Below are 20,102 nucleotides of genomic sequence, written 5' to 3'. Positions count from 1 at the left end.
TATTAGTACTTGCTTATTTAGCAATAGCTAATATATATAATGACATGAATATGACCAATGCACTTTTAGATCCCAAGCTTTTCGAGACCAAGGCGTCCGAAGCCGCAGCGATGCTGCGGGCGCTATCGAATGAGCGGCGCCTCATGATACTGTGCCGCCTGAGCGGCGGCGAACTCTCTGTCGGTGATTTACAAAAAGATTCCGGCCTCTCTCAATCTGCTTTTTCACAGCATTTAGCTGTGCTTCGAGATCAAGGTCTGGTCGCGACACGGCGGGAAAGTCAGATAATTTATTACTCAGTTTCTGATCCGGCTGCGTTGACCATTATGAAAACGCTAGCCTCAATTTACTGCCCGGAGATGTTAATATGACTCAACTCAATCAAATCAGCCCCGAAGATGTCGCCAGCGGCATGACATCGGGAAACATCACACTTATCGACATTCGTGAGGCGGATGAATATTCGCGCGAATATATCAAAGACGCGCTTAATATTCCGCTCTCTGCTCTGACTAAAGGAGATATTGATCTCGACGTGGGAAAGCATGTCGTTTTTCATTGTCGATCGGGGAACAGGACAGAGGTCAATTGCGACCAGCTTGCTACTCATGTTGAGGGTCACGCCTCAATTATGGAAGGGGGATTAAACGCTTGGAAAAGCGCAAATTTGCCGGTTGTTGTAGATACATCCGTCCCGATTGAACTTAATCGTCAAGTCCAGATTACCGCCGGTTTTCTAACGCTCATTGGCGTTGTTTTAGGCTACCTTGTTCACCCTGTCCTATTTGGCATTTCCGCCTTTATTGGCGGCGGATTAATGTTTTCAGGCCTGAGCGGAACTTGCGCAATGGCCGGCGTCCTGATGCGGATGCCGTGGAACCGAAAAGCTTTTAATTAAGATGGAAATCACGGCAGAGATCATTGGACTGGCTATTGCAAGCGGCGCTATTGTCGGCTTATTTTTAGGCATATTCGGGGGCGGCGGATCCGTTTTAGCGGCGCCCCTCTTATTATATGTCGTCGGGGTATCTGATCCTCATATGGCGATTGGCACATCTGCCGCGGCCGTAGCCGCCATCGCTCTTTTCAGTCTTTTTGGACACTGGAAGGGCGGGCGCGTGAAGTGGCCTTGCGCCACCGTATTTGCCGCTTCGGGACTCTTCGGATCCATTCTCGGATCAAGCCTTGCAAAAATGATCGACGGGCAAACTCTCTTAATTGGGTTTGCCATCGCTATGGCAACGATAGGGCTATCCATGTTCAGAAAGCCAAAATCTGAAGGTGATCCTGATATCACAATAACGCCAAAGCTTATTCTAAAACTGGCCCCGTTAGGCCTCATTGTTGGGCTGGCTGCCGGTTTCTTCGGAATAGGCGGCGGATTTCTTATTGTGCCGGGCTTGATGTTGGCCACGGGAATGACCCTGTCAAATGCCACGGCATCCTCACTGGTTTCAGTCACCATTTTCGGCGCGACAACGTCGGCCAATTATGCCCTTTCGGGCTGGCTTGATTATAACCTGCTCGGCTTGATGCTTTTAGGCGGAATATTCGGCGGACTCGTTGGAGTTTTTATAGCCAAAAAACTGGCTTCCCGCGTGAATATAGCCAGAAAGGGATTTGCAGCCATGATTATTCTGGTTGCCGGCTATGTCGGTCTGAACGCCATTTAATTGCGTAATTTACGACATTTAGAACATGGCTTCATCGCACCTTCTTGGCCAAAAATTTGGTTAAATACGGGTAGAGATTGGCGCGATGGCCGATTGACATAGCTGATGGTAAATCAACTAAAACCCTAACACCTAAAATAGACAAGCACCTTAGTGATCGATGCTTGATTATAAGTACTGTCCTCAAAACGACTGCCAAAGGCCGAAATCCACACTTAAATTTTGGTTTTAGCCTTTTTATCTATTAACACCGCCTGCTGCCATTTGCTGGGTATTTTGTCAGTGCGATGAATACAGCCCGCCCAGCAGCAGGGACGTTTTTTGCCTTCGGTCAGGTCTTCTACCGTTCGCTTAATCCGTCTGGCGCGCGTCTTGTCTTGCTTTGCATCTTCGACCCAGCAAATAAATTCATTTCGCCCAATCGGTGTTAAGTTTTCCCAGAGCGCGGTAATGTTCGGTGTTTCAATTAACGCATCCCCTAAATCAGCGGGTAAGTCATGTACAAGACCGCCTGATATCTTCTTTTTCATATGTTGATCTTAGCAAATCTATATGAGCCGTCAAATATCCCTGCCGAACAATGAGGGCCTATTCCGGATAATATGACGAGGGCGAGTTACCCTTCGAGGGTCGTTATGAATTCTACGTTGCATCTACTCACCTGTTTTGAAACGGGGCGATATTAGTACGCCCCTGAAAGCCCCGACAAATACTCTACATCACTACTACGCTTTTGTCATAATCAGCGCTAAGGATAGATTATGCCTGATTCACGCCCGCCCTTTAAACGCAAAAGCCCGATAACGGCGTCGCGTCCCCCTACGCCTAAAAAGAGTGGTGGCGATGACGAGCCCTTTGTCCCCAAACCGTCAGGTCGGGCCTTATTAAGGGTCAATCTGACGGCGCTGACGGATAATTATGAAGCCATAAAAAAACTTTGCGCGCGCAAGGGCCGTCCCGTCGTGGTTAGCGCCGTGGTCAAAGCCGATGCCTACGGCCTTGGCGCCAAACATGTCGCCCGCGCATTATACGGTGCAGGATGCCGCAATTTCTTTGTCTCCACCGCGCATGAAGGCAAAGCGCTGCGCGATCATATTGGCAAGACACCGAGCATTTATGTGCTTAACGGCCCGACGCCGCGTGAACTGCCGCTGTTTTACGCCTTCAAGCTCAAACCCGTTATCAATAATATGGCGCAGGCTTATTTATGGGATCAGGGGCTTAAGTCGCAAGAGGCCCGGCCGCGCTGCGCGATTCATTTTGATACGGGCATAAACCGTATGGGGTTTCACGGGTCAGAACTTGATGCGCTGCGAAGCGATACGGCGCTCGTCGCGCGGCTCAATCCGGATCACCTTATGAGCCATCTGGCCTGCGCGCCTGATGCCGATAACCGCAAAAACCGAAAACAGCGCGAAATGTTCGCGGCGGTTATTAAGTCCTTCCCGCCTGTGCCGCTCAGCCTGTCAAATAGCGCCGGAGTCTATCTGGGCGCGGACTTTCATTTCGATATGGTGCGTCCGGGATGCGCGCTATACGGTCTTGCGGCGACGAAGACCCCCGCGCAGGAAACCACACGCCCTGTCGTTCAAATCGAAGCGCCGATTTTGCAGGTTAATGAGCTTAAAAAAGGCGAAAGCGCCGGATATGGCGCCAGCTTTATCGCCCCGCGCGATATGACAATCGCCACGATCGGCGTCGGTTATGCCGACGGTCTTCCTCTGGTTCCCAATGGCACGGTCATAGGACGTCTGGACAAACAAAATCTATCGACGGCGGGCCGCATTAGCATGGACCTGACGATACTGGACATGACAGGCACGCGCCGTCCGCCCAAACCCGGACAGGTTGTCACCCTGCTTGCCGATCAGTTGCAACCTTATGCCGATGCGGCAGGGGTTCTCAATTACCAGATGCTGACTATGCTCGGCAGCCGTTTCTTCCGCAGTTACGATAAGGATTAAAACGTCTTTTTCCTAACTTTGATTTTGCTTATAGTTTCTGACAGTTTACAAGCTTCATGGCATAACTAAAAAAACGGGTAAATTTTAGACCCGAAAAAAGGATAAAGCGATGAAACCAGTATATTTGATCTTCGTTATTTTCGTCTCATATCTTTGGCTGGCCGCCTGCGCCCCGCAGCCGCCCGTCTATGATCCGGGGCCGCCGCCGACCCAAGGCGAGCATATACCCCCGCCCGGCTTTCCCGGCACGCAAACGCCACCCCCGAATGCACGCTATTGCGGCGGCATGGTGGCCGGTCAGCAAAGCTGTAATGCGGGCGAATATTGCCACCGTAATATCAGCGATATATGCGGAGCAGCAGATGCGCCCGGCACATGCCGCGCCACGCCTGAACTTTGCACAACCGATTACAACCCCGTCTGCGGCTGTGACGGACAGACCTACTCCAATGAATGCGCGGCAAATGCTAAGGGTGTGAGCGCTGCCTATGCGGGCCAGTGCCGGTAATGCGCGCGCTGTTCTTAATGACGGCCATGGCTATATTAGCGGCCTGCGCCAGTCCGCCGCCGTCTTCTAACCCGCAGCCCGAGCCGCCGCGCCGCAATCAACAGGCGACGGGTCAGATGTGCGGCGGGATTGCCGGTTTTACCTGCGCTGATCCGAATGAGCGTTGCGTCATTGAAGCTCAAAAAGGCTGTGGCTATGCCGATCAGAGCGGAATTTGCATGCCGCAGCGCGAAATGGTTTGCACCATGCAATATCTGCCGGTTTGTGGATGCGACGGACAAACTTATGGCAATAGCTGCATGGCCGGAAACGCCGGCGTCAACATCGCTTATGACGGAGAATGTCAGTGACAGGGACGTTTTGCCTTAGCGTTTCAGTTATGCCGAACCTTAGCGATCAATCAATGTTTTAAAATGGCGAAATATAGCGGCGTAAAGCTCGTCTTTTAAGAGCTGATCTTCAAATCCTGCATCGATATTCGGGTTGTCGTTAATTTCGATAACGATGGGCTTACCGTCGACCTCTTTCAGATCAACGCCATATAACCCTGTGCCGATAATATTGGCGCCTTTAATAGCGGCGTTCAATATGGTCTCGGGCACGTCATCAATGCGGACGCAATCTACCTGTCCATATTGGCTGCCGGTACTTTTATGATTGTAAATCTGCCAATGCCCCTTCGCCATATGATACTTACAGGCAAAAATAACCTTTCCGCCCAAGGTCACAAGCCGCCAGTCGAAGTCTGATTTGACGAAATCCTGCATCAGGATAATTTCAGAGCTTTTGAACATCTCTTTGGACTTTTCTGCAAGTTCAGCCTGAGAGTTAACCTTATACACGCCAAGCGAGAAGGCCCCGTCAGGGACTTTTAGGACCTTTGGAAACCCGCTATCGGGAATTTGCGGAAAGTCTTTCTGGCGGCGATAGAGAAATTGCGATGGCGGCGCTGGAATATTATGTTTCCGAAGCATTTCCTGTAAATAGACTTTGTTACAACACCGCAGGATTGACTGCGTATCATCGATAACGGCTATGCCCTCGCGCTCAGCTTTTTCAGCAAAGCGGTAGGTGTGGTTATTGACTGCCGTCGTATCGCGAATAAACAGCGCGTCGAATTCCAGTAAGCTGTCAAAATTGGCCTTTGTGATAAGCTCGACATAAAAGCCCATTGTCTTGCCGATACGAATGAATTTTTTCAGCGCAGCCGGATTTGACGGGGCGAGCGGATCATGAGGGTTATGCAAGATGGCCAACCAGTATTTCTCGCTGCCTTCGCGGGCACGCGGATTAAACCAGCGCGCGCCGGAAAATTCGTCCAGCGCCAGATTAAATCTCTCTACATCCGTAATATCGCGGATCTTTATAGGAGAAATATTGCGTATCGACAATCGTCCGGATTTGCGGCCGAGGGTTATGCGCATGGCCGGAAGGCGCAATGCATCGAACGCCATACGCGTAAACTCTTGCAACTCCGGCTTTGCCGCGCGGCCAAAATAGATATCCAAAATATCCTGTCTGTCCAACTCTGCAATAACATCTGCGTCATTCAGCGCCGCTTCCAGAGCGGCGAAACGCTCCGCATAGAGCCGCTTCCAATTGGAATGTATGACTTCGGACACGGACGGCGTGCAGCGCTGCCCGCGGGCATCAGCCATAAGCGAGCAATAATAACCCGTTTTCAGATATCCATAATCATTGCACAGATTTATCACGCGCGTACGGGGCAACACTTTGATGCCGGCCGGATATGTCTCCGCTATATAGTCGCCCGGCGTCAATATTAGCCGTCCTTTAAGCGGTTTGATGACGCCTAAAATGCGGTCCACAATAATGATATGGGAAATAATGCGCGGTGTTTGCGACATGATTACAAACCTTTTTTCATAAGAATAGCGGCCTCACCATCAGAGTAGAAATCATTGCGCGTAGCCGTAGCAACATAGCCCTGCTTTTCATAAAATGCGCGGGCGCGATTATTATCGCGGCGCACTTCCAATCGAATGACTGATTTCCCGCATGTAGCTTCGAGCGCAGCAATTAACCCCCCGGCAATACCCTGCCCGTGATAATCCGGGTCTACCGCTAGCGAATAGAGCCGCGCCGCGCGCTGACTTTCATATCGTAGCGCAAGACCGTAGCCCCGCATCCGGTCATTAACGACGTCGCACATCATGACAGCATGCCGGCTGCGGATATGATAACGTAAAGCGCGCCGCGAGAGGCGGTCAGACGCAAATAGGCTCCTCTCAAGAGCGCATAACGCACCAAGGTCACTCATCACGGCGTTTCGGATCATGGACGCACCTTCGGGTGCAAAAAGGCACAGGCCTCACGGAATTGAATAGCTTATATTATGCGCGCTTTGACCCCTTTGAAAGCGAATAATTACGCGCTAGACAAGGCTATGTTTCAAACCTTTTTCGAAGATCTGCGCGCCGCAAAAATTCCGGTCTCAATTCGTGAATATCTCACACTGATCGAAGCGCTGGATAAAGGCGTTGTCAATGACAGCGTCGATGACTTTTATTTTGTCTCACGCGCGGCTTTAGTCAAAGATGAGCGCGATCTGGATAAATTTGATCAGGTCTTCGGCCATGTCTTTCGCGGCATGGATTATATGCCGGATTTTTTCGGCCAAGACGCCGTCGATCTTCCCGAAGATTGGCTGAGGGCGCAAATGGAAAAGCTTCTATCGCCCGAAGAAATGGCCGAGATTGAAGCCGCGGGCGGGTTTGACGCGCTGATGGAAAAGTTAAAAGAGCGGCTGGAAAACCAAGATAAACGGCATGAAGGCGGCAGTAAAAATATCGGCACGGGCGGCACCTCGCCCTTTGGCAATAATGGCTATAATCCCGAAGGCATACGTATCGGCCAAAACAAAGGCCGTCATGGCAAAGCCGTCAAAGTGTGGGATAAACGCCAGTTCAAAAACCTTGACGGCGATAGAGAACTGGGGACCCGTAATATTAAAGTCGCTCTGCGCCGCCTGCGTAAATTTGCGCGCGAAGGCGCAGCAGAGGAGCTGGATCTGGCCGGCACAATTAAAGGCACGGCCAAACAAGGCTGGCTGGATATTCAAATGCGCCCCGAACGGCGCAATGCCGTCAAAGTCCTCGCCTTTTTTGACATTGGCGGCTCAATGGATAGCTATGTGAAGCAGGCTGAAGAGCTGTTCTCCGCTGTGCGGTCGGAATTCAAACGTCTGGATTATTTCTACTTCCATAACTGCCTGTACGAGCATGTCTGGAAAGACAATATGCGCCGCATGCGTGAAGTCACGCCAACTTGGGATATTATGCACAAATACCCGTCCGACTACCGCATTGTTATCGTTGGTGACGCGGCAATGAGTCCGTATGAAGTGACAATGCGCGGTGGTAGCGTCGAGCATTGGAATGAAGAAGCCGGGGCGGTCTGGCTGAAAAGATTAGTGGACATTTACGACCATTTGGTCTGGATTAACCCCACACAGAAAGAATACTGGCAGTACAGCCAGTCCACGCAGATTATTCAAGAGATTATTGGGGAGGATCGTATGTTCCCCATGACATTATCCGGAATAGAGGACGCGATGAAAGTCCTCGCACGTTAAAATCAAAGTTTTAAATATAAGAAATGGAGCATGACATGACAAAAACCGCACTACTGACCGGCGCCGCAATGGCCGCTTTATTAATTTCCTGCACAGCACTGCCCGCCGACAGCAATAATGAGACGGTGAAAGTGGAGAATTCCGTTGATGCTTCAATTGCCAATAAGCCCATGCTGGCAGAATGGAGCGGTTCTTATGACGGCGTTCCGCCATGGGGTGAGGTTAAGGCCTCCACTTTTGAAGCCAACCTGATCATGGGCCTGGAGATGGCGCAGGCTGAATATGACGCTATTGCGAAAAATCCCGAGCCTGCAACATTTGAGAACACAATCTTAGCCATGGAGCGCGCTGGCGAGCCGCTAAGCCGCGCCTCAAGCATTTTCGGGGTCCATGCCAGCAATCTGGCCAATGATGAAATTCGCGGCATTCAGACCCGCATGTCTCCTAAATTTTCAGCCTTTTCGGACGGTATCACGCAAAATGAAAAACTCTTTGCGCGCGTCAAAGCCGTTTATGAAAATATGGAGGCAGAGACTTTAAACCCGATTCAAAAGCGTCTGGTTACTGAACGTTATCTTGGATTTGTCCGTCAGGGCGCAAATTTAAATGATGAAGATAAAGCGCAGCTAACCGCGATAAATTCGCGTCTCTCGAGCCTGACCACACAATTCGGTCAAAACGTACAGGCCGATGAAGAAAAATATACAACTGTCATTACGGATGAAAACGATCTGGCCGGACTGCCTGATTGGCTCGTCACATCTATGGCGGCGCAGGGCGCAGATAATGAGTGGGTTGTAACCAATACGCGTTCCTCCATGGATCCGTTTCTAACCTATAGTTCCAACCGCCAATTACGCGAAGAGGTTTGGAATAAATACTATAATCGCGGTGATAATGGCGATGCCAATGACAATAATGCCATCATCACAGAAATTCTGACCCTGCGTCAGCAACGCGCCGAATTGCTGGGCTATGAGTCACATGCCCATTGGGCGCTCGAAGACCGCATGGCCAAGACACCGCAAAACGCGATTGATTTGATGGAAACCGTCTGGCCCGCCGCAGTAGCCCGCGCCAATGAGGAAATTGCCGACATGCAATCCGTGGCCGATACAGAAGGCGCGAATATCACTATTAAGCCGTGGGACTACCGCTATTATGCAGAGAAAGTTCGCAAAGATAAATACGATCTCGATTTCAACCTGGTCAAACCTTATCTGCAAATGGAAAAGCTTCGCGAAGGCATGTTCTACGCAGCAGGACGTCTCTATGATTTTGAATTTGAACAGGTAACAGACGTTCCCGTCTATCACCCTGACGTGCGCGTCTGGAAGGTTATGAAAGACGGCGATCTTCAAGGCCTGTGGTATTTTGATCCCTATGCGCGCACAGGCAAACGCTCCGGCGCGTGGATGAACGCCCTGCGCACGCAGCACCGCATGGATGGCAAAGACGTCAAAGTCATCGTCACGAATAATTCCAACTTTGTAAAAGGTGTGGAAGGCGAGCCAACACTGATCTCATGGGATGATGCCAATACGATGTTCCACGAATTCGGCCACGCTTTGCACGGTCTGAACTCTAATGTGACCTATCCCGGTCAATCCGGAACAGCTGTCGCGCGTGATTATGTCGAGTTCCCGAGCCAGCTTAACGAGCATTGGCTTGAAACTCCGGAAGTGCTCAACACTTATGCTGTACATTACGAAACAGGAGAGCCAATTCCGCAGGATCTACTGGATAAAATGAAAAACGCCGAGACATTTAACCAAGGTTTCTCAACCGTTGAATATCTAGCCAGTGCTCTCGTCGATATGAAACTTCATATGGCCGAAGGTGAAATTGACCCCGACGCGTTTGAACGTGAAACATTGGCTGAGCTTGGCATGCCCAGCGCGATTGTTATGCGCCACCGCACGCCGCATTTCGGGCACATTTTTGCCGGGGGTTACAGCGCTGGCTATTACAGCTATCTGTGGTCAGACACGCTAACGGCCGACTCCGCTGAAGCGTTTGAAGAAGCCGGAAGTTTCTATGACGAAGCCGTCGCTAAAAGCCTATACGAGAACATTATGAGCGTTGGCGATACTGTTGACCCTGCAGACGGCTTTCGCGCCTTCCGCGGTCGTGATGTGTCTATTGCGCCGCTTATGCGCAAACGCGGCTTCCCTGTTCCGAAGGACATGGAATAAGATTTAACGCCCCCGCATTGCGGGGGCGGTTTCATATGAGCATTTGTCTAGATGACCTTATTTCCCACCGGTTTCGGGGGTTTTCTACCCGCGAAAACTCGCTTGAAGGCCTGCGCGCAGCGCTGGCCTTCGGCGTAAAGCATTTAGAATTTGATATCCGCGTCGCCGCATGCGGCACGCCGATGATTTATCACGACGAGTCGGCCAAAGACGGGCGCGGCAGAAAACGCCGCCTCGCCGATTTTACCGCCGCGGATTACCAAGGTCTTGGCGGCGACTTTCCCCTCTTTCCGACATTCGAAGCGCTACTTCAAGCCATTGTCGGAAGTGGCAATACACAGTCCCGGTTTCTAATCGATATTAAAGACGCAGGTTTTGAAGTCGAGATTGCAAGTCTTGTACGCCTTTACCGCTTACATGATCGCGTGACATATGTTTCGTGGGTGCCAGAAGCGCTGTATGCCATGCACACTATTGAACCCGATATTGCGCTATCTTTCTCGCATTGGTGCAAATCCCCCGGCCCACTTGTCCGTTCAGTCCATAAAGTTTTTCACGCGCACAACGGCCGCGTGCCCGATAGTGAACGCCGGTATATTCATGGAGAGCGGTCGGGATGGTTTGTCAACGGTCCGGTTAAAGGCGAAATGCGCAATTTGCTTGCAGCGAGCGCCGGATCTGTTTGCGTGCCGGTCAGCATGGTCAGCCGGGCGCTCGTCGACGCCTATCACGATGCCGGAATTGAAGTTTCGACATTTAGTTATGTGGAGCTCAGAAAAGTCCAACAACACAAAAAGATGATGAATATAGACCTATACTTCATTGATAATAAAAAGATTTTTGACAAAATTATTCTGTAAAGTCAGTATTCTTACCCGTATCATTTGCCGGAATGGCGGCTTCACCGTCTTGACCTTTAATAGCATAACGCCCGCTCATCCAGCGATGCAAATCCACATCGGCGCAGCGTTTCGAGCAAAATGGCGCAAAAGCCTCATGGGCAGGGTTTTTGCAAACAGGACATTTGGCGGCGTTTTCAGTCATTATCGATCCGAGGCTATATCTATGGCGGGGCCGAGTTCTAAACGAAACCGCGCGCCAATACGTTCCGTCACAGCATCATTCCAGTCAATCTCATTTTTCGACAGCCAGTCCATCGCCGCCTGCGGCAAATAAAGGGTCAGCTGGGCGCCGCCATGCACGCGGCTTTCGCGGATAAGGCGGTTAAGCCCGTCCAAGGCCAAAGTTTCCGGTGTAAGCTGTCCGAAACGATCCAGCTGCATTTGTATCAGGCTCTGTCCAGATTTTTGACGTGTGAACTCAACTGTCCCGAAACGCGACATAGGCGCAATTTTCGTCGTCGCCGGATCATTATCCAGCGCCGTAGACAGTGCTTTCCAGCTCTGATCCCGTTCATTTTTTTTGCGAAGACCGGGAAAATCGATTAAAATCAGTCCGCCAATATTAAATAGCCGCACAAGCCGCGCCGCGCTTTTGGCTGCGGCGATAGCGACATCACGTTTTTGTCCGCCCGTATTGGTATCAACGTCAATGGCGGTGACGGCGCGGGTCGGCTCAATCGTCAAAGTCCCGCCCTGCGAAATCGCAAATTCACGCTCACGCGATATATCAAAGCCCTCAATGACCGTATCTGTGATTTTGGCATTGGGATAGCGCGCAATGAGTTCATCCTCAACGGAAGTCCCTGAAATGCGTCCGGTCTTATCAGCGTCAGACCTGCCGGTGAATTTGACAACGGGGCCCTTTTCAGCCTCCGCTTCACGCAAAATCTCGGCGCGGATCATCATGCCTTCGCGAAGCCGGGGGGCATTTGTCGCAAGAGTGAAGTTTAAAAATCCCGCAGGACCAAACCCTAAATCCAGAAAGGCTGCGGAGAGTGATTTATCCAGTGTGGTTACGCGCGCATTAAATATATCACCTGCGCGCGGGTAACCCGCCTGGCTGTCACGGAAAAGATGGTATTCGACCGCGCCGGCTTTACCTTTGACAAGGGCGTATCGGATCTCGCCAATACGGCGCTCACGCTGGATAATCATTTGCTATACCCCATGCCGGATAGCATATTTTGCACGGTGTGAAGCGGCAATCCGACGACGCCGGAATAGCTGCCTTGAATAGAGGAAATATACGCTTCAAACTGACCTTGAATGGCGTAGCCGCCCGCTTTACCATCCCACTCTTTGGTCGCGATATAGCGTTCAATTTCGCCGTCAGTCAGGCGTTTCACTTTAACTTTAGTGTCCGAAACTTTGACGCTCTTAGCGCCATCCGGCCCGATTAAGCACACGCCGGTATAAACATGGTGCGTCCGTCCGCTCATCAGCTGCAGACAGGCCCGGGCGGCGGCTTCGTCTGTAGTCTTAGGCAAAATCCGACGTCCAACGCCGACAACCGTATCTGCCGACAAGGTAAATTGCCCTGCTACATGAACCGCAAGCGCCTTTTGCTCTGCAAGCCGCAGCGCATGAGGGCGCGGCAGCTCTTCGCCGGCCGGCGTTTCGTCTATATCTGAGGGGGTTATGACGTCCGGCATAATGCCGATTTGCGCGAGCAGCGACTTTCGCCGCGGGGACGCGCTGGCTAGAACAAGGGAGACTGTCATAGCCGCGCGGGCGCGTTTATTTAAAGCGGTAAGTGATCCGTCCCTTGGACAGATCATAGGGCGTCATTTCGACGGTGACTTTGTCACCGGCCAATACGCGAATACGGTTTTTACGCATACGCCCGGCGGTATGGGCAATAATCTCATGATCATTGGTCAGTAACCGCACGCGGAACGTTGCATTCGGGAGAAGTTCCATAACTTCACCTTCAAATTCTAATAAGTCTTCTTTCGCCAAAATGGCTCCTTGTCGTAATTTACGGCCCAAAAGAGGCCGCTTCGAAATGGATATAGTTATTAATCAGCCAAATGCCAGTTTTATTATGTGTTTTACCAGCTACAGCTCAAGAGTTTAAACTTAATCTGGCGGGCCAAAAGCCTCGACGAGACGTGATTTAATCATTTCACGCACACTGCGGTAATTGTCCATAAGCGCACGCACGTCCAGCGAACCTTGTGTCGGATCCGGCATCGGCCAATGGGTCACCTTCGTCTCTGTATCTTCGAACACAGTTTTCGCCGCCTCAAAGGCGTTTGGCGTAAAAGCGATCACGGCGTCAAAATTTGAATCCTGAAGCTGCGCCAGGCTTTGCGCTTCGTGGCCGGACATATCCATGCCTTGCTCGGCCAGCACTGAGACCATGAAGTCATCCAGATCTCCGGCATAAACACCGCAGCTATCAGCAAAACTACGCGCGCCATAATGCTTTCGCATCAGGGCTTCTGCCATAGGCGAGCGGATAGAATTGAGCTGGCAAATGAATAAGATAGAACTTGGCGGCTTTTTCATGACATGACATCCCGTTTTGGCCGTCGGTGCAGCGCGCAAATCAGCGTGAATAAGCGGCGCGAGGTTTGGAAATCAATTTCAGCATGTTGGCGCAGTGCGTCTGAGAGCATGCGTGAGCCTTCATTATGAAGCCCCCGGCGGCCCATATCGATAGCTTCAATCTGCGCCGGCATAGCTGTGCGAATGGCGTTATGATAGCTCTCGCAGATCATAAAATAGTCTTTGATGACGCGGCGAAAAGCGGTCATCGACACCATAACATCTTTGATTGGCGCGCCGTCAATATGAGACACGCCCAGCTTTAAACGCTTCTCAATCATGCCCAGATCGACCCTGTAAGGCCCTTCGGGACCGTCAATGAGCGCAAATTCATTTTCTTCGAGAATGTCGAATATCGCCACGCGCCGCTCATGCACCATTTCCGGACTGCTGGGCGGGAGGCTATCATTATCAATAACCAATTCGGCGATGATCCGCGTTTCGATCATGTATCGTGATCTGGCCTGACGCCCGCGCCGCGCGATGGCGTAACGTCAACGAGCATGACGTCCAGCGCCTCAACCTCGAGCGCGATTTCGCCATCGCCTGCAAATGTAAGGGTGAGCAAACCTTCGGGCGCGGTGTTGCCTGCGGTAAATTCCATAGACAACAGCACAGCGCGGGCCTCGGGATTACTGCGGTCTATACCGCGCGAACGCACATTTAATACGCCGTCTATACGCAAAGCCGCACCGATGCGCTCACCTTTGCCGTAGTCGGACTTTTCCCAGCGAAAGCGGGCAAAGATAAGTGAGAAACTCCGGGCTTTTCGATCAAATTTGATGTCACCGACCTGAGCGATGCCATCTTGTAACGCAGCTGAAACCACAACGAGATCGCGTTCGTCCATTGCCTGTAATCTCAGACGATCATTTTGTGCCATAACGGGCCCCTATTCCTTCATCCGTTTGATCCTAGCACCGCAATTCCCAAGTTTCACCTCGATATGTTCAAAACCGCGATCTAAATGATAGACGCGGCTGATCGAGGTTTCGCCGTGCGCCGCGAGGCCTGCTGCAATCAGAGAGGCCGAGGCGCGCAGATCGGTGGCCATAACCGGCGCGCCGCGAAGCTCTTTCACGCCGCGCACAATGGCTTCGCGTCCTGTAACTTTTATGTTCGCGCCCAGTCGGATAAGCTCGGGGCAGTGCATGAAGCGGTTTTCAAAAATATTCTCGCGGATGATCGACACGCCATCGGCCAAACAGCACATAGCCATAAATTGCGCCTGTAAATCAGTCGGAAAGCCCGGATAGGCCTGCGTCTCAACATCAACGGGACGCAGACGCGACTTGGGGTTACGCTCGATCACAACGCCGGTCTCATCCATTGTGACTTTGGCGCCCGCCTGTGCAATCAGCGGCCATAGCGCGCCCAAATGGTCGGAGCGCACATTGGCCAGTCGGACTTTGCCACCTGTGGTCGCGGCGGCCAGCGCATATGTGCCCGCTTCGATACGGTCCGGCACAACGGCATGGCTTACGCCCGACAGCTTGTCGACGCCGTTAATACGGATTTCTGAACGCCCTGCGCCGACGATTTGCGCGCCCATCGCGTTCAGGCAGTTGGCCAGATCAATAATTTCAGGCTCGCGCGCGGCGTTATATAAAACAGTTTCGCCTTTAGCCAAAACGGCCGCCATCATTGTGTGTTCTGTCGCCCCGACAGAGACGAACGGGAAAGTGATCTCCGCGCCTTTAAGCCCGCCTTTAGCGGTTGCCACGACATAGCCGTCCACAAGGTCTATTTTCGCGCCCAGGCTCTCCATGGCTTTGAGGTGCAAATCCACGGGACGCGCGCCGATCGCGCAGCCGCCGGGCAGCGAAACGCGCGCTTTGTGCTCGCGCGACAGTATCGGCCCGAGAACATTAAATGAAGCGCGCATTTTACGCACCAGATCATAGGGCGCTTCGGTATGGGCCAGATCGGGAGCATGCAATGTCATGCGCGCGCCAGGACCACGCGCATGCTTAACGCCCAGATGCTCAAGCAATTGAGCCATGGATCGCGTATCCATCAGGTCAGGCATATTGGTTAGCTCAAGTGGCTCATCGGTGAGAAGACACAGCGCCATAAGCTTGATAGCGGAGTTTTTAGCCCCGCTAATTTCAATCTCGCCCTTAAGCGCGCGGCCGCCTGTAATTACGATTTTATCCATTGTCGGCAGCCTTTATTTATTGAGAATCACAAAGCCAGTGTGGCGAATTCAAGCGGCAAAAAGAAGGTGGAAACTGTACGTTTTTATGACCGCATATTTACGATGAGCGCTATGCAGGCGGCGGCGTTTTGCGAGTCGCCTGTTTACGGCGGCGTAAATTATCGCGCAGGGCCTTGGCTTTGCGCTGCCGCTCGGCCTCTTTTTTATCAGTTGTTTTATCATTATCGCTCATAGCCTTTGTCCTAGGCCCGCAATGTGCAGCGCGTCAACAATTGAGGGCTTTTCAAGTGCAGAGCTTTGCGCTAATGGCCTGCCCTCTTCCTAATATGTTCAGGGCCGCGGTAGCTCAGGGGTAGAGCGCATCATTGGTAATGATGAGGTCGGGAGTTCAATTCTCCCTCGCGGCACCATTTTCCTTATACCATACATAATCGCATCACATTAAGTACGTTATGAAGCAGTTTGCTGTGATACTTTTTTAAGCTTTGCTAATATAAACAGCGCGGCAGCCTCTCGTGTTTTTACTCAATCCAGAACACTTCATACGTTTATAAGTTAGAGCAAGATATTAAGCTCAGGCCACTCATCACCTGTTGGATCTCGTTAGCAGTTTCTTTTCCTTTATGTGTCACAAAAAGGAACGGTGTGGGCACGCGTTAGGGAAGAGCATGACTGAAAACGTACCACTAGATAAAAACGTGTCGAACACAGCGGTTAAAACTAAAAAAAACGAAGTCACTTTGGATGACCTCATCAAGACTTTAGGCGAGTCCTTCGACATCGGCGTTGTTATTTTTGATCCAAATTTGAACGTCCTGGCCCACAACGCTGCTACTCTGCGTCATAATGATATGCCCCAAGATTTATATTTGCCCGGCCGCAGCGGTAAAGATATTGTCGAGCATGCCATTCGGCGGGGTGATTTCGGTCCGGATATTACCCTGGCAGAGACGTGGAATAACATCCGCTCAAAATCAGCACTTCACGAAAGCGATACCGCCGAATTTAGCCGTACTGCCTTGGATGGACGCGTCATCAAAACACGCCACTCCTATGGGTCAAATGGCGTTTTAATTGTCCTAACTGAAGATATAACAAAAACGCAGCGGCGCGAACAGTTAATGGATCTGGCCATGGTGCAGGCCGGAGCAGGATATTGGCAGTATTCTTTTAAAGACAATAAGTTCACTATCAGTGACTCAATTTTATCGCGCCTGTCTGACCGTGAGAAGGCCCGGATTTACAATGATGGATTATGGTCGATTCTTCATCCGGAAGATGTAGACCGCATCCGGATAATTTGGAGTGAAGGATTTAAGAGCCAGTCTGTTATGGATTTCTGCTACCGCGTTGTTCTCGACAAGGCCGGTGTCGTCTATCAGCGCAATATAGGCATTCCTATTTTTTCGGAAGCCGGAAAGCCTATCGGAGTAAATTGTTTTATTATCGACCAGACCGAAGAGCGCGTGTCATTGCAGTCTTGGCGCCGCCGGGCTGAAGATGCCGAGCGGATGAACAAGGCCCAAAACGAATATCTGGCAAATATGAGTCACGAAATCCGCACGCCAATGAATGGTGTTCTGGGTATGACCGAAGCCTTGTTGCAGACAGAGGCCGGTGAGACTATTTCAGAGCAGTTGGGTATTATTCGAGACAGCGCCAATATGCTGCTTAAACTAATGGATGATACGCTCGATCATGCCAAGCTTGCTGCCGACAAGGTCAAGGTCATGCCGGAATTAACTGCACCCCGTACGCTCTTACATAATATCAAGACGTTGTGGGATGATAAAGCCAATAGTAACGGTACCAAGCTGACCTTACGTATTACAGATAACGTTCCCGACACGCTAATCATTGATCCGCTACGCTATCATCAATGCCTAAACAACCTCCTTTCTAACGCGATCAAATTCACAAAAAATGGTCAGGTCGATGTCATCTGCACAGTTGTAGAGCGTAGTGGCCTACCTTATTTTGTCACCGCTATTCGTGACACAGGCATCGGTATGACGCCCGAGCAATTGCGCGGCGTATTCACGCCCTTTCAGCAGGCGACTGACCAAACCTCTGCGGATTACGGCGGAACCGGACTGGGTATGTCGATCGTCAAGCGCTTGTCCGAAGTTATGGGCGGTAAAGTCTCGGTTAAAAGCCAGCCCACTATTGGGACCACTTTCGCTTTAACGTTGCCGCTAAAGCGCCGCGAAGGCGAACGCCGCGCCCTGCCGCGCGCGGGTGATGTCAGGCGGGTAAGTATGGATGACGCTGAAGACATCCGGCGTCAGAGTCTAAAGGCGCAAAAGAACCCCCCGGCCTCTCAAGAAACGCGTGATACGCCCGTGAATACCTCAGACAGGTCTGAGAAAACGCAGATATTTGCGAGCGTCAATAGTAACGCTAACAAGGATGTCGATATTAGCCGCCTCACCGTTTTGGTCGCTGAAGACAACCAGATTAATCAACTGGTCGTGCGTTCTCTCTTAGAGCCTAAAATTGCAGAAATGATAATTGCCGATGATGGACAAGCCGCAATTGAAATTCTGAAAACCCGCCATGTTGATGTCATTTTAATGGATATTCATATGCCGATTATGGACGGCATTGAGGCTACTTTAGCGATCAGAAATAGCGGCGCGCCCTATGCCGATACCAAAATTATCGCCTTGACAGCAGACCCGGATTATCAACAGGTTCGGATATGCAAGAATATTGGTATGAATTATGCCATTCCCAAACCGCTGAATTTCAATGAATTGATGACAGGGTTTAATACGGTATTTTCAGAAACTCCGGAAAAAGTTATCCAGACGGCTTAAATTATAAAAGACTTTCGCCGGAGTAAAACAGGGCCTATTAAGGCCGTATGAAACTATCTTATCTGCTTTTTAGCGCTGCCATCACCTTCTCCGCCTGCACCTCTGAGGTTGCCGTGGAGGACATTGAAAAACTTCCCATTGCTGATCTTTATATCACTGCAGACGGGATCTATTCCGGCAATGTCGCCCAAGCCGATTTGAGAGATATTGCGGTGGCAGACGGCAAAATCATATGCGTCAGCACTGATTTATCCTGCGCGGGACATAGCCGCGAGAAAACACAATCCGCCATATTTAAGGGTTATGTTTATCCGGGCTTTACCGATGCCCATGCCCATTTACGCGGCATTGGGGAACGGGAACTTACGCTTAATCTCGAGGGCACAATGTCCGTCACAGATTTAGTCGGGCGCACAACAACACATATGGCCACCCTCCCCGAAGACAGTCCTGTCATGGGACGCGGATGGATTGAAACCCATTGGCCGGAAAACCGCTTTCCGACGCGTGAAGATCTCGATCAAATCAGCACGGACCGCGCTATTATCCTGAGCCGCGCCGACGGACATGCCAGCGTTGTCAATTCCAAAGCTCTGGAGCTGGCGGGTATCACAGTCGAGATGCAGGCACCCTTTGGCGGCGATATTCTGCGTGGACTTGACGGTCGGCCCACAGGCATGTTGATCGACACAGCGCAAGGCCTGCTCGCGGATATTATTCCGACAGAAACGCCGGAGCGCCGCCGCGCCGCCTATATCCGCGCAGGCGATGTCTATGCCGATTATGGATGGACCGGCATCCATAATATGAGCGCCGACCCTGATGATGTGTCCATCATGACCGGACTTTCCGATGAGGGGCAAATGCCTCTGCGCATTTATAATGCGATGGATTATACCGGCTCCGCGCCTGACGTGCTGTCTGCTGACGCGCGTGCGGACGACCAATTGGTCACGACCCGCGCGATCAAACTTTATGTCGACGGGGCCCTCGGCTCGCGCGGCGCCGCTTTGCTCGAGCCCTATGATGACGACCCGCAAAATCGCGGTTTGATCATGCTCGACAAGGACGAAGCGCTTGAAATTTACACAATGGCACTGCGTGAAGGTGTACAGGTTAGCACCCATGCCATTGGTGATCGCGGTAATCGTTTGGTTCTCGACTGGTATGAAGAGGCCTTTAATGCGGTTCCCGAAAGCGAACGCCGCGTGGTTGATCCGCGCTGGCGTGTTGAACATGCCCAAATTTTAAACCTTGACGATCTGGATCGCTTTGCGGCGATTGGCGTCATTCCATCTATGCAGCCTAGCCACGCGATTGGTGATTTGCATTTCGCCCCTGCCCGCATCGGCATAGAACGCCTGAAAGGCGGGTATAGCTGGCAAAGCCTAATCAATAGCGGTACGATTGTTGCGGGCGGTTCCGACGCACCGGTCGAGCGCGGCGATCCGCGCATTGAGTTCTACGCCGCCGTCGCCCGCAAAGATCAAAATGGATTTACCGGCGAAGGCTGGTATCCCGAGGAAGCCGTATCGCGTCTGAATGCGCTTAAAATGTTCACCGCTTGGCCGGCCTATGCCTCATTTCAAGAGGATAATTTGGGAACAATTGAAGTCGGAAAAGTTGCTGACTTCACCGTCTTTAACGGCGATATCATGACGATTGATGAAGCGGAAATCCTGTCCGTCGAGCCTGTCGCCACGGTGCTGGGCGGCAAAGTGATAATGGCCGAGTAACG

At 51.4% G+C, this 20,102-nt stretch carries 23 protein-coding genes and 1 tRNA gene; 12 read left to right on the top strand and 12 right to left on the bottom strand.

Features of this window, described 5'->3' with window-relative positions:
- The first annotated feature begins 44 nt into the window (after positions 1–44).
- From H142_RS0101270 to H142_RS0101260, 3 genes are read left to right on the top strand one after another with little or no spacing between them, the layout of a single operon-like run.
- Positions 45–371, top strand: a complete 327-nt coding sequence (locus H142_RS0101270; protein ID WP_017930276.1) for an ArsR/SmtB family transcription factor — start codon at positions 45–47, stop codon at positions 369–371.
- Complete coding sequence (locus H142_RS0101265) at positions 368–898, top strand: rhodanese family protein (protein ID WP_017930275.1); 531 nt, start codon at positions 368–370, stop codon at positions 896–898. Before H142_RS0101270 ends, H142_RS0101265 begins: the two co-directional genes overlap by 4 nt.
- A gap of 1 nt (position 899) precedes the next feature.
- On the top strand, positions 900–1,673 hold the full coding sequence (locus H142_RS0101260) for a sulfite exporter TauE/SafE family protein (protein ID WP_017930274.1): 774 nt from the start codon (positions 900–902) through the stop codon (positions 1,671–1,673).
- A gap of 215 nt (positions 1,674–1,888) precedes the next feature.
- Here the strand turns inward: H142_RS0101260 and H142_RS0101255 are convergent, their stop codons facing one another.
- Positions 1,889–2,203, bottom strand: coding sequence for a YdeI/OmpD-associated family protein (locus H142_RS0101255; RefSeq protein ID WP_017930273.1), 315 nt, complete (start codon positions 2,201–2,203; stop codon positions 1,889–1,891).
- A 231-nt stretch (positions 2,204–2,434) separates the two neighbouring features.
- On the opposite strand from H142_RS0101255, the gene alr reads away from it, so the two are divergent.
- The 3 genes from alr to H142_RS0101240 all read left to right on the top strand — a co-directional run bounded on the left by alr (position 2,435) and on the right by H142_RS0101240 (position 4,495).
- Positions 2,435–3,637 (top strand): alanine racemase, encoded by a 1,203-nt coding sequence (gene alr, locus H142_RS13870; RefSeq protein WP_017930272.1) that lies wholly within the window; start codon positions 2,435–2,437, stop codon positions 3,635–3,637.
- A 109-nt stretch (positions 3,638–3,746) separates the two neighbouring features.
- Positions 3,747–4,145: a Kazal-type serine protease inhibitor family protein gene (locus H142_RS16970; protein ID WP_033314783.1), complete on the top strand. Its 399-nt coding sequence runs from the start codon at positions 3,747–3,749 to the stop codon at positions 4,143–4,145.
- Positions 4,145–4,495, top strand: coding sequence for a Kazal-type serine protease inhibitor family protein (locus tag H142_RS0101240; RefSeq protein ID WP_026147694.1), 351 nt, complete (start codon positions 4,145–4,147; stop codon positions 4,493–4,495). The genes H142_RS16970 and H142_RS0101240 overlap by 1 nt, the downstream gene beginning before the upstream one ends.
- A 39-nt stretch (positions 4,496–4,534) precedes the next feature.
- Here H142_RS0101240 and H142_RS0101235 read toward each other — a convergent pair whose 3' ends face one another.
- Positions 4,535–6,013, bottom strand: a complete 1,479-nt coding sequence (locus H142_RS0101235; RefSeq protein ID WP_017930271.1) for a RimK family protein — start codon at positions 6,011–6,013, stop codon at positions 4,535–4,537.
- Between the two features lie 2 nt (positions 6,014–6,015).
- A complete protein-coding gene (locus tag H142_RS0101230) occupies positions 6,016–6,444 on the bottom strand; it encodes a GNAT family N-acetyltransferase (RefSeq protein WP_026147692.1) in 429 nt (142 codons plus the stop codon).
- 108 nt (positions 6,445–6,552) lie between these two features.
- Here H142_RS0101230 and H142_RS0101225 point away from each other — a divergent pair, with 108 nt between their 5' ends.
- The 3 genes from H142_RS0101225 to H142_RS0101215 are packed head-to-tail and all read left to right on the top strand — an operon-like array spanning position 6,553 to position 10,795.
- On the top strand, positions 6,553–7,740 hold the full coding sequence (locus tag H142_RS0101225; RefSeq protein ID WP_026147691.1) for a vWA domain-containing protein: 1,188 nt from the start codon (positions 6,553–6,555) through the stop codon (positions 7,738–7,740).
- A gap of 35 nt (positions 7,741–7,775) precedes the next feature.
- Complete coding sequence (locus H142_RS0101220; protein ID WP_199351240.1) at positions 7,776–9,935, top strand: M3 family metallopeptidase; 2,160 nt, start codon at positions 7,776–7,778, stop codon at positions 9,933–9,935.
- 35 nt (positions 9,936–9,970) lie between these two features.
- Positions 9,971–10,795 carry a glycerophosphodiester phosphodiesterase gene (locus H142_RS0101215; RefSeq protein WP_017930267.1) on the top strand — a complete coding sequence of 275 codons (825 nt, stop codon included), beginning with the start codon at positions 9,971–9,973 and terminating at the stop codon, positions 10,793–10,795.
- Here H142_RS0101215 and H142_RS0101210 read toward each other — a convergent pair.
- The 9 genes from H142_RS0101210 to H142_RS17120 form a co-directional block, all read right to left on the bottom strand.
- Positions 10,785–10,979, bottom strand: coding sequence for a DNA gyrase inhibitor YacG (locus H142_RS0101210; protein WP_017930266.1), 195 nt, complete (start codon positions 10,977–10,979; stop codon positions 10,785–10,787). The two genes, H142_RS0101215 and H142_RS0101210, sit on opposite strands and share 11 nt — an antisense overlap.
- The gene (locus H142_RS0101205) at positions 10,979–11,992 is read right to left on the bottom strand and encodes a ribonuclease E/G (RefSeq protein ID WP_017930265.1); all 1,014 of its coding nucleotides are present in this window, start codon (positions 11,990–11,992) and stop codon (positions 10,979–10,981) included. The genes H142_RS0101210 and H142_RS0101205 overlap by 1 nt, the downstream gene beginning before the upstream one ends.
- Positions 11,989–12,558 (bottom strand): Maf family protein, encoded by a 570-nt coding sequence (locus tag H142_RS0101200; RefSeq protein ID WP_017930264.1) that lies wholly within the window; start codon positions 12,556–12,558, stop codon positions 11,989–11,991. Before H142_RS0101200 ends, H142_RS0101205 begins: the two co-directional genes overlap by 4 nt.
- 16 nt (positions 12,559–12,574) lie before the next feature.
- Entirely contained in the window at positions 12,575–12,796 is a 222-nt protein-coding gene (gene infA, locus H142_RS0101195) for a translation initiation factor IF-1 (RefSeq protein ID WP_026147690.1), read from the bottom strand.
- Positions 12,797–12,916: 120 nt separating this feature from the next.
- The gene (locus tag H142_RS0101190) at positions 12,917–13,348 is read right to left on the bottom strand and encodes an arsenate-mycothiol transferase ArsC (protein ID WP_017930262.1); all 432 of its coding nucleotides are present in this window, start codon (positions 13,346–13,348) and stop codon (positions 12,917–12,919) included.
- A complete protein-coding gene (locus H142_RS0101185; RefSeq protein WP_017930261.1) occupies positions 13,345–13,836 on the bottom strand; it encodes a UPF0262 family protein in 492 nt (163 codons plus the stop codon). Before H142_RS0101185 ends, H142_RS0101190 begins: the two co-directional genes overlap by 4 nt.
- Positions 13,833–14,270, bottom strand: coding sequence for a DUF2948 family protein (locus H142_RS13860; RefSeq protein WP_017930260.1), 438 nt, complete (start codon positions 14,268–14,270; stop codon positions 13,833–13,835). Before H142_RS13860 ends, H142_RS0101185 begins: the two co-directional genes overlap by 4 nt.
- Positions 14,271–14,279: 9 nt before the next feature.
- The gene (gene murA, locus H142_RS0101175; RefSeq protein WP_017930259.1) at positions 14,280–15,545 is read right to left on the bottom strand and encodes a UDP-N-acetylglucosamine 1-carboxyvinyltransferase; all 1,266 of its coding nucleotides are present in this window, start codon (positions 15,543–15,545) and stop codon (positions 14,280–14,282) included.
- Positions 15,546–15,654: 109 nt separating this feature from the next.
- Entirely contained in the window at positions 15,655–15,777 is a 123-nt protein-coding gene (locus tag H142_RS17120; protein WP_017930258.1) for a hypothetical protein, read from the bottom strand.
- Positions 15,778–15,880: 103 nt separating this feature from the next.
- Here H142_RS17120 and H142_RS0101165 point away from each other — a divergent pair.
- The 3 genes from H142_RS0101165 to H142_RS0101155 all read left to right on the top strand — a co-directional run bounded on the left by H142_RS0101165 (position 15,881) and on the right by H142_RS0101155 (position 20,100).
- Positions 15,881–15,955: transfer RNA gene (locus H142_RS0101165), tRNA-Thr, on the top strand.
- Between the two features lie 258 nt (positions 15,956–16,213).
- Positions 16,214–18,364, top strand: a complete 2,151-nt coding sequence (locus tag H142_RS0101160) for a hybrid sensor histidine kinase/response regulator (protein ID WP_017930257.1) — start codon at positions 16,214–16,216, stop codon at positions 18,362–18,364.
- A 47-nt stretch (positions 18,365–18,411) separates the two neighbouring features.
- Positions 18,412–20,100 (top strand): amidohydrolase, encoded by a 1,689-nt coding sequence (locus tag H142_RS0101155; protein WP_017930256.1) that lies wholly within the window; start codon positions 18,412–18,414, stop codon positions 20,098–20,100.
- Positions 20,101–20,102 lie beyond the last annotated feature (2 nt).

The organism is Robiginitomaculum antarcticum DSM 21748 (genome assembly GCF_000365025.1).
Taxonomy (GTDB): Bacteria; Pseudomonadota; Alphaproteobacteria; order Caulobacterales; family Maricaulaceae; genus Robiginitomaculum; species Robiginitomaculum antarcticum.
This window is presented reverse-complemented; position numbering and strand designations above follow the sequence as displayed.

Excerpts from the sequence above, each read along its gene's own strand:
- H142_RS0101270 (WP_017930276.1), top strand. The coding sequence starts at position 45 with ATGAATATGACCAATGCACTTTTAGATCCCAAGCTTTTCGAGACCAAG.
- H142_RS0101265 (WP_017930275.1), top strand. The coding sequence starts at position 368 with ATGACTCAACTCAATCAAATCAGCCCCGAAGATGTCGCCAGCGGCATG.
- H142_RS0101260 (WP_017930274.1), top strand. The coding sequence starts at position 900 with ATGGAAATCACGGCAGAGATCATTGGACTGGCTATTGCAAGCGGCGCT.
- H142_RS0101255 (WP_017930273.1), bottom strand. The coding sequence starts at position 2,203 with ATGAAAAAGAAGATATCAGGCGGTCTTGTACATGACTTACCCGCTGAT.
- alr (WP_017930272.1), top strand. The coding sequence starts at position 2,435 with ATGCCTGATTCACGCCCGCCCTTTAAACGCAAAAGCCCGATAACGGCG.
- H142_RS16970 (WP_033314783.1), top strand. The coding sequence starts at position 3,747 with ATGAAACCAGTATATTTGATCTTCGTTATTTTCGTCTCATATCTTTGG.
- H142_RS0101240 (WP_026147694.1), top strand. The coding sequence starts at position 4,145 with ATGCGCGCGCTGTTCTTAATGACGGCCATGGCTATATTAGCGGCCTGC.
- H142_RS0101235 (WP_017930271.1), bottom strand. The coding sequence starts at position 6,013 with ATGTCGCAAACACCGCGCATTATTTCCCATATCATTATTGTGGACCGC.
- H142_RS0101230 (WP_026147692.1), bottom strand. The coding sequence starts at position 6,444 with ATGATCCGAAACGCCGTGATGAGTGACCTTGGTGCGTTATGCGCTCTT.
- H142_RS0101225 (WP_026147691.1), top strand. The coding sequence starts at position 6,553 with ATGTTTCAAACCTTTTTCGAAGATCTGCGCGCCGCAAAAATTCCGGTC.
- H142_RS0101220 (WP_199351240.1), top strand. The coding sequence starts at position 7,776 with ATGACAAAAACCGCACTACTGACCGGCGCCGCAATGGCCGCTTTATTA.
- H142_RS0101215 (WP_017930267.1), top strand. The coding sequence starts at position 9,971 with ATGAGCATTTGTCTAGATGACCTTATTTCCCACCGGTTTCGGGGGTTT.
- H142_RS0101210 (WP_017930266.1), bottom strand. The coding sequence starts at position 10,979 with ATGACTGAAAACGCCGCCAAATGTCCTGTTTGCAAAAACCCTGCCCAT.
- H142_RS0101205 (WP_017930265.1), bottom strand. The coding sequence starts at position 11,992 with ATGATTATCCAGCGTGAGCGCCGTATTGGCGAGATCCGATACGCCCTT.
- H142_RS0101200 (WP_017930264.1), bottom strand. The coding sequence starts at position 12,558 with ATGACAGTCTCCCTTGTTCTAGCCAGCGCGTCCCCGCGGCGAAAGTCG.
- H142_RS0101190 (WP_017930262.1), bottom strand. The coding sequence starts at position 13,348 with ATGAAAAAGCCGCCAAGTTCTATCTTATTCATTTGCCAGCTCAATTCT.
- H142_RS0101185 (WP_017930261.1), bottom strand. The coding sequence starts at position 13,836 with ATGATCGAAACGCGGATCATCGCCGAATTGGTTATTGATAATGATAGC.
- H142_RS13860 (WP_017930260.1), bottom strand. The coding sequence starts at position 14,270 with ATGGCACAAAATGATCGTCTGAGATTACAGGCAATGGACGAACGCGAT.
- murA (WP_017930259.1), bottom strand. The coding sequence starts at position 15,545 with ATGGATAAAATCGTAATTACAGGCGGCCGCGCGCTTAAGGGCGAGATT.
- H142_RS17120 (WP_017930258.1), bottom strand. The coding sequence starts at position 15,777 with ATGAGCGATAATGATAAAACAACTGATAAAAAAGAGGCCGAGCGGCAG.
- H142_RS0101160 (WP_017930257.1), top strand. The coding sequence starts at position 16,214 with ATGACTGAAAACGTACCACTAGATAAAAACGTGTCGAACACAGCGGTT.
- H142_RS0101155 (WP_017930256.1), top strand. The coding sequence starts at position 18,412 with ATGAAACTATCTTATCTGCTTTTTAGCGCTGCCATCACCTTCTCCGCC.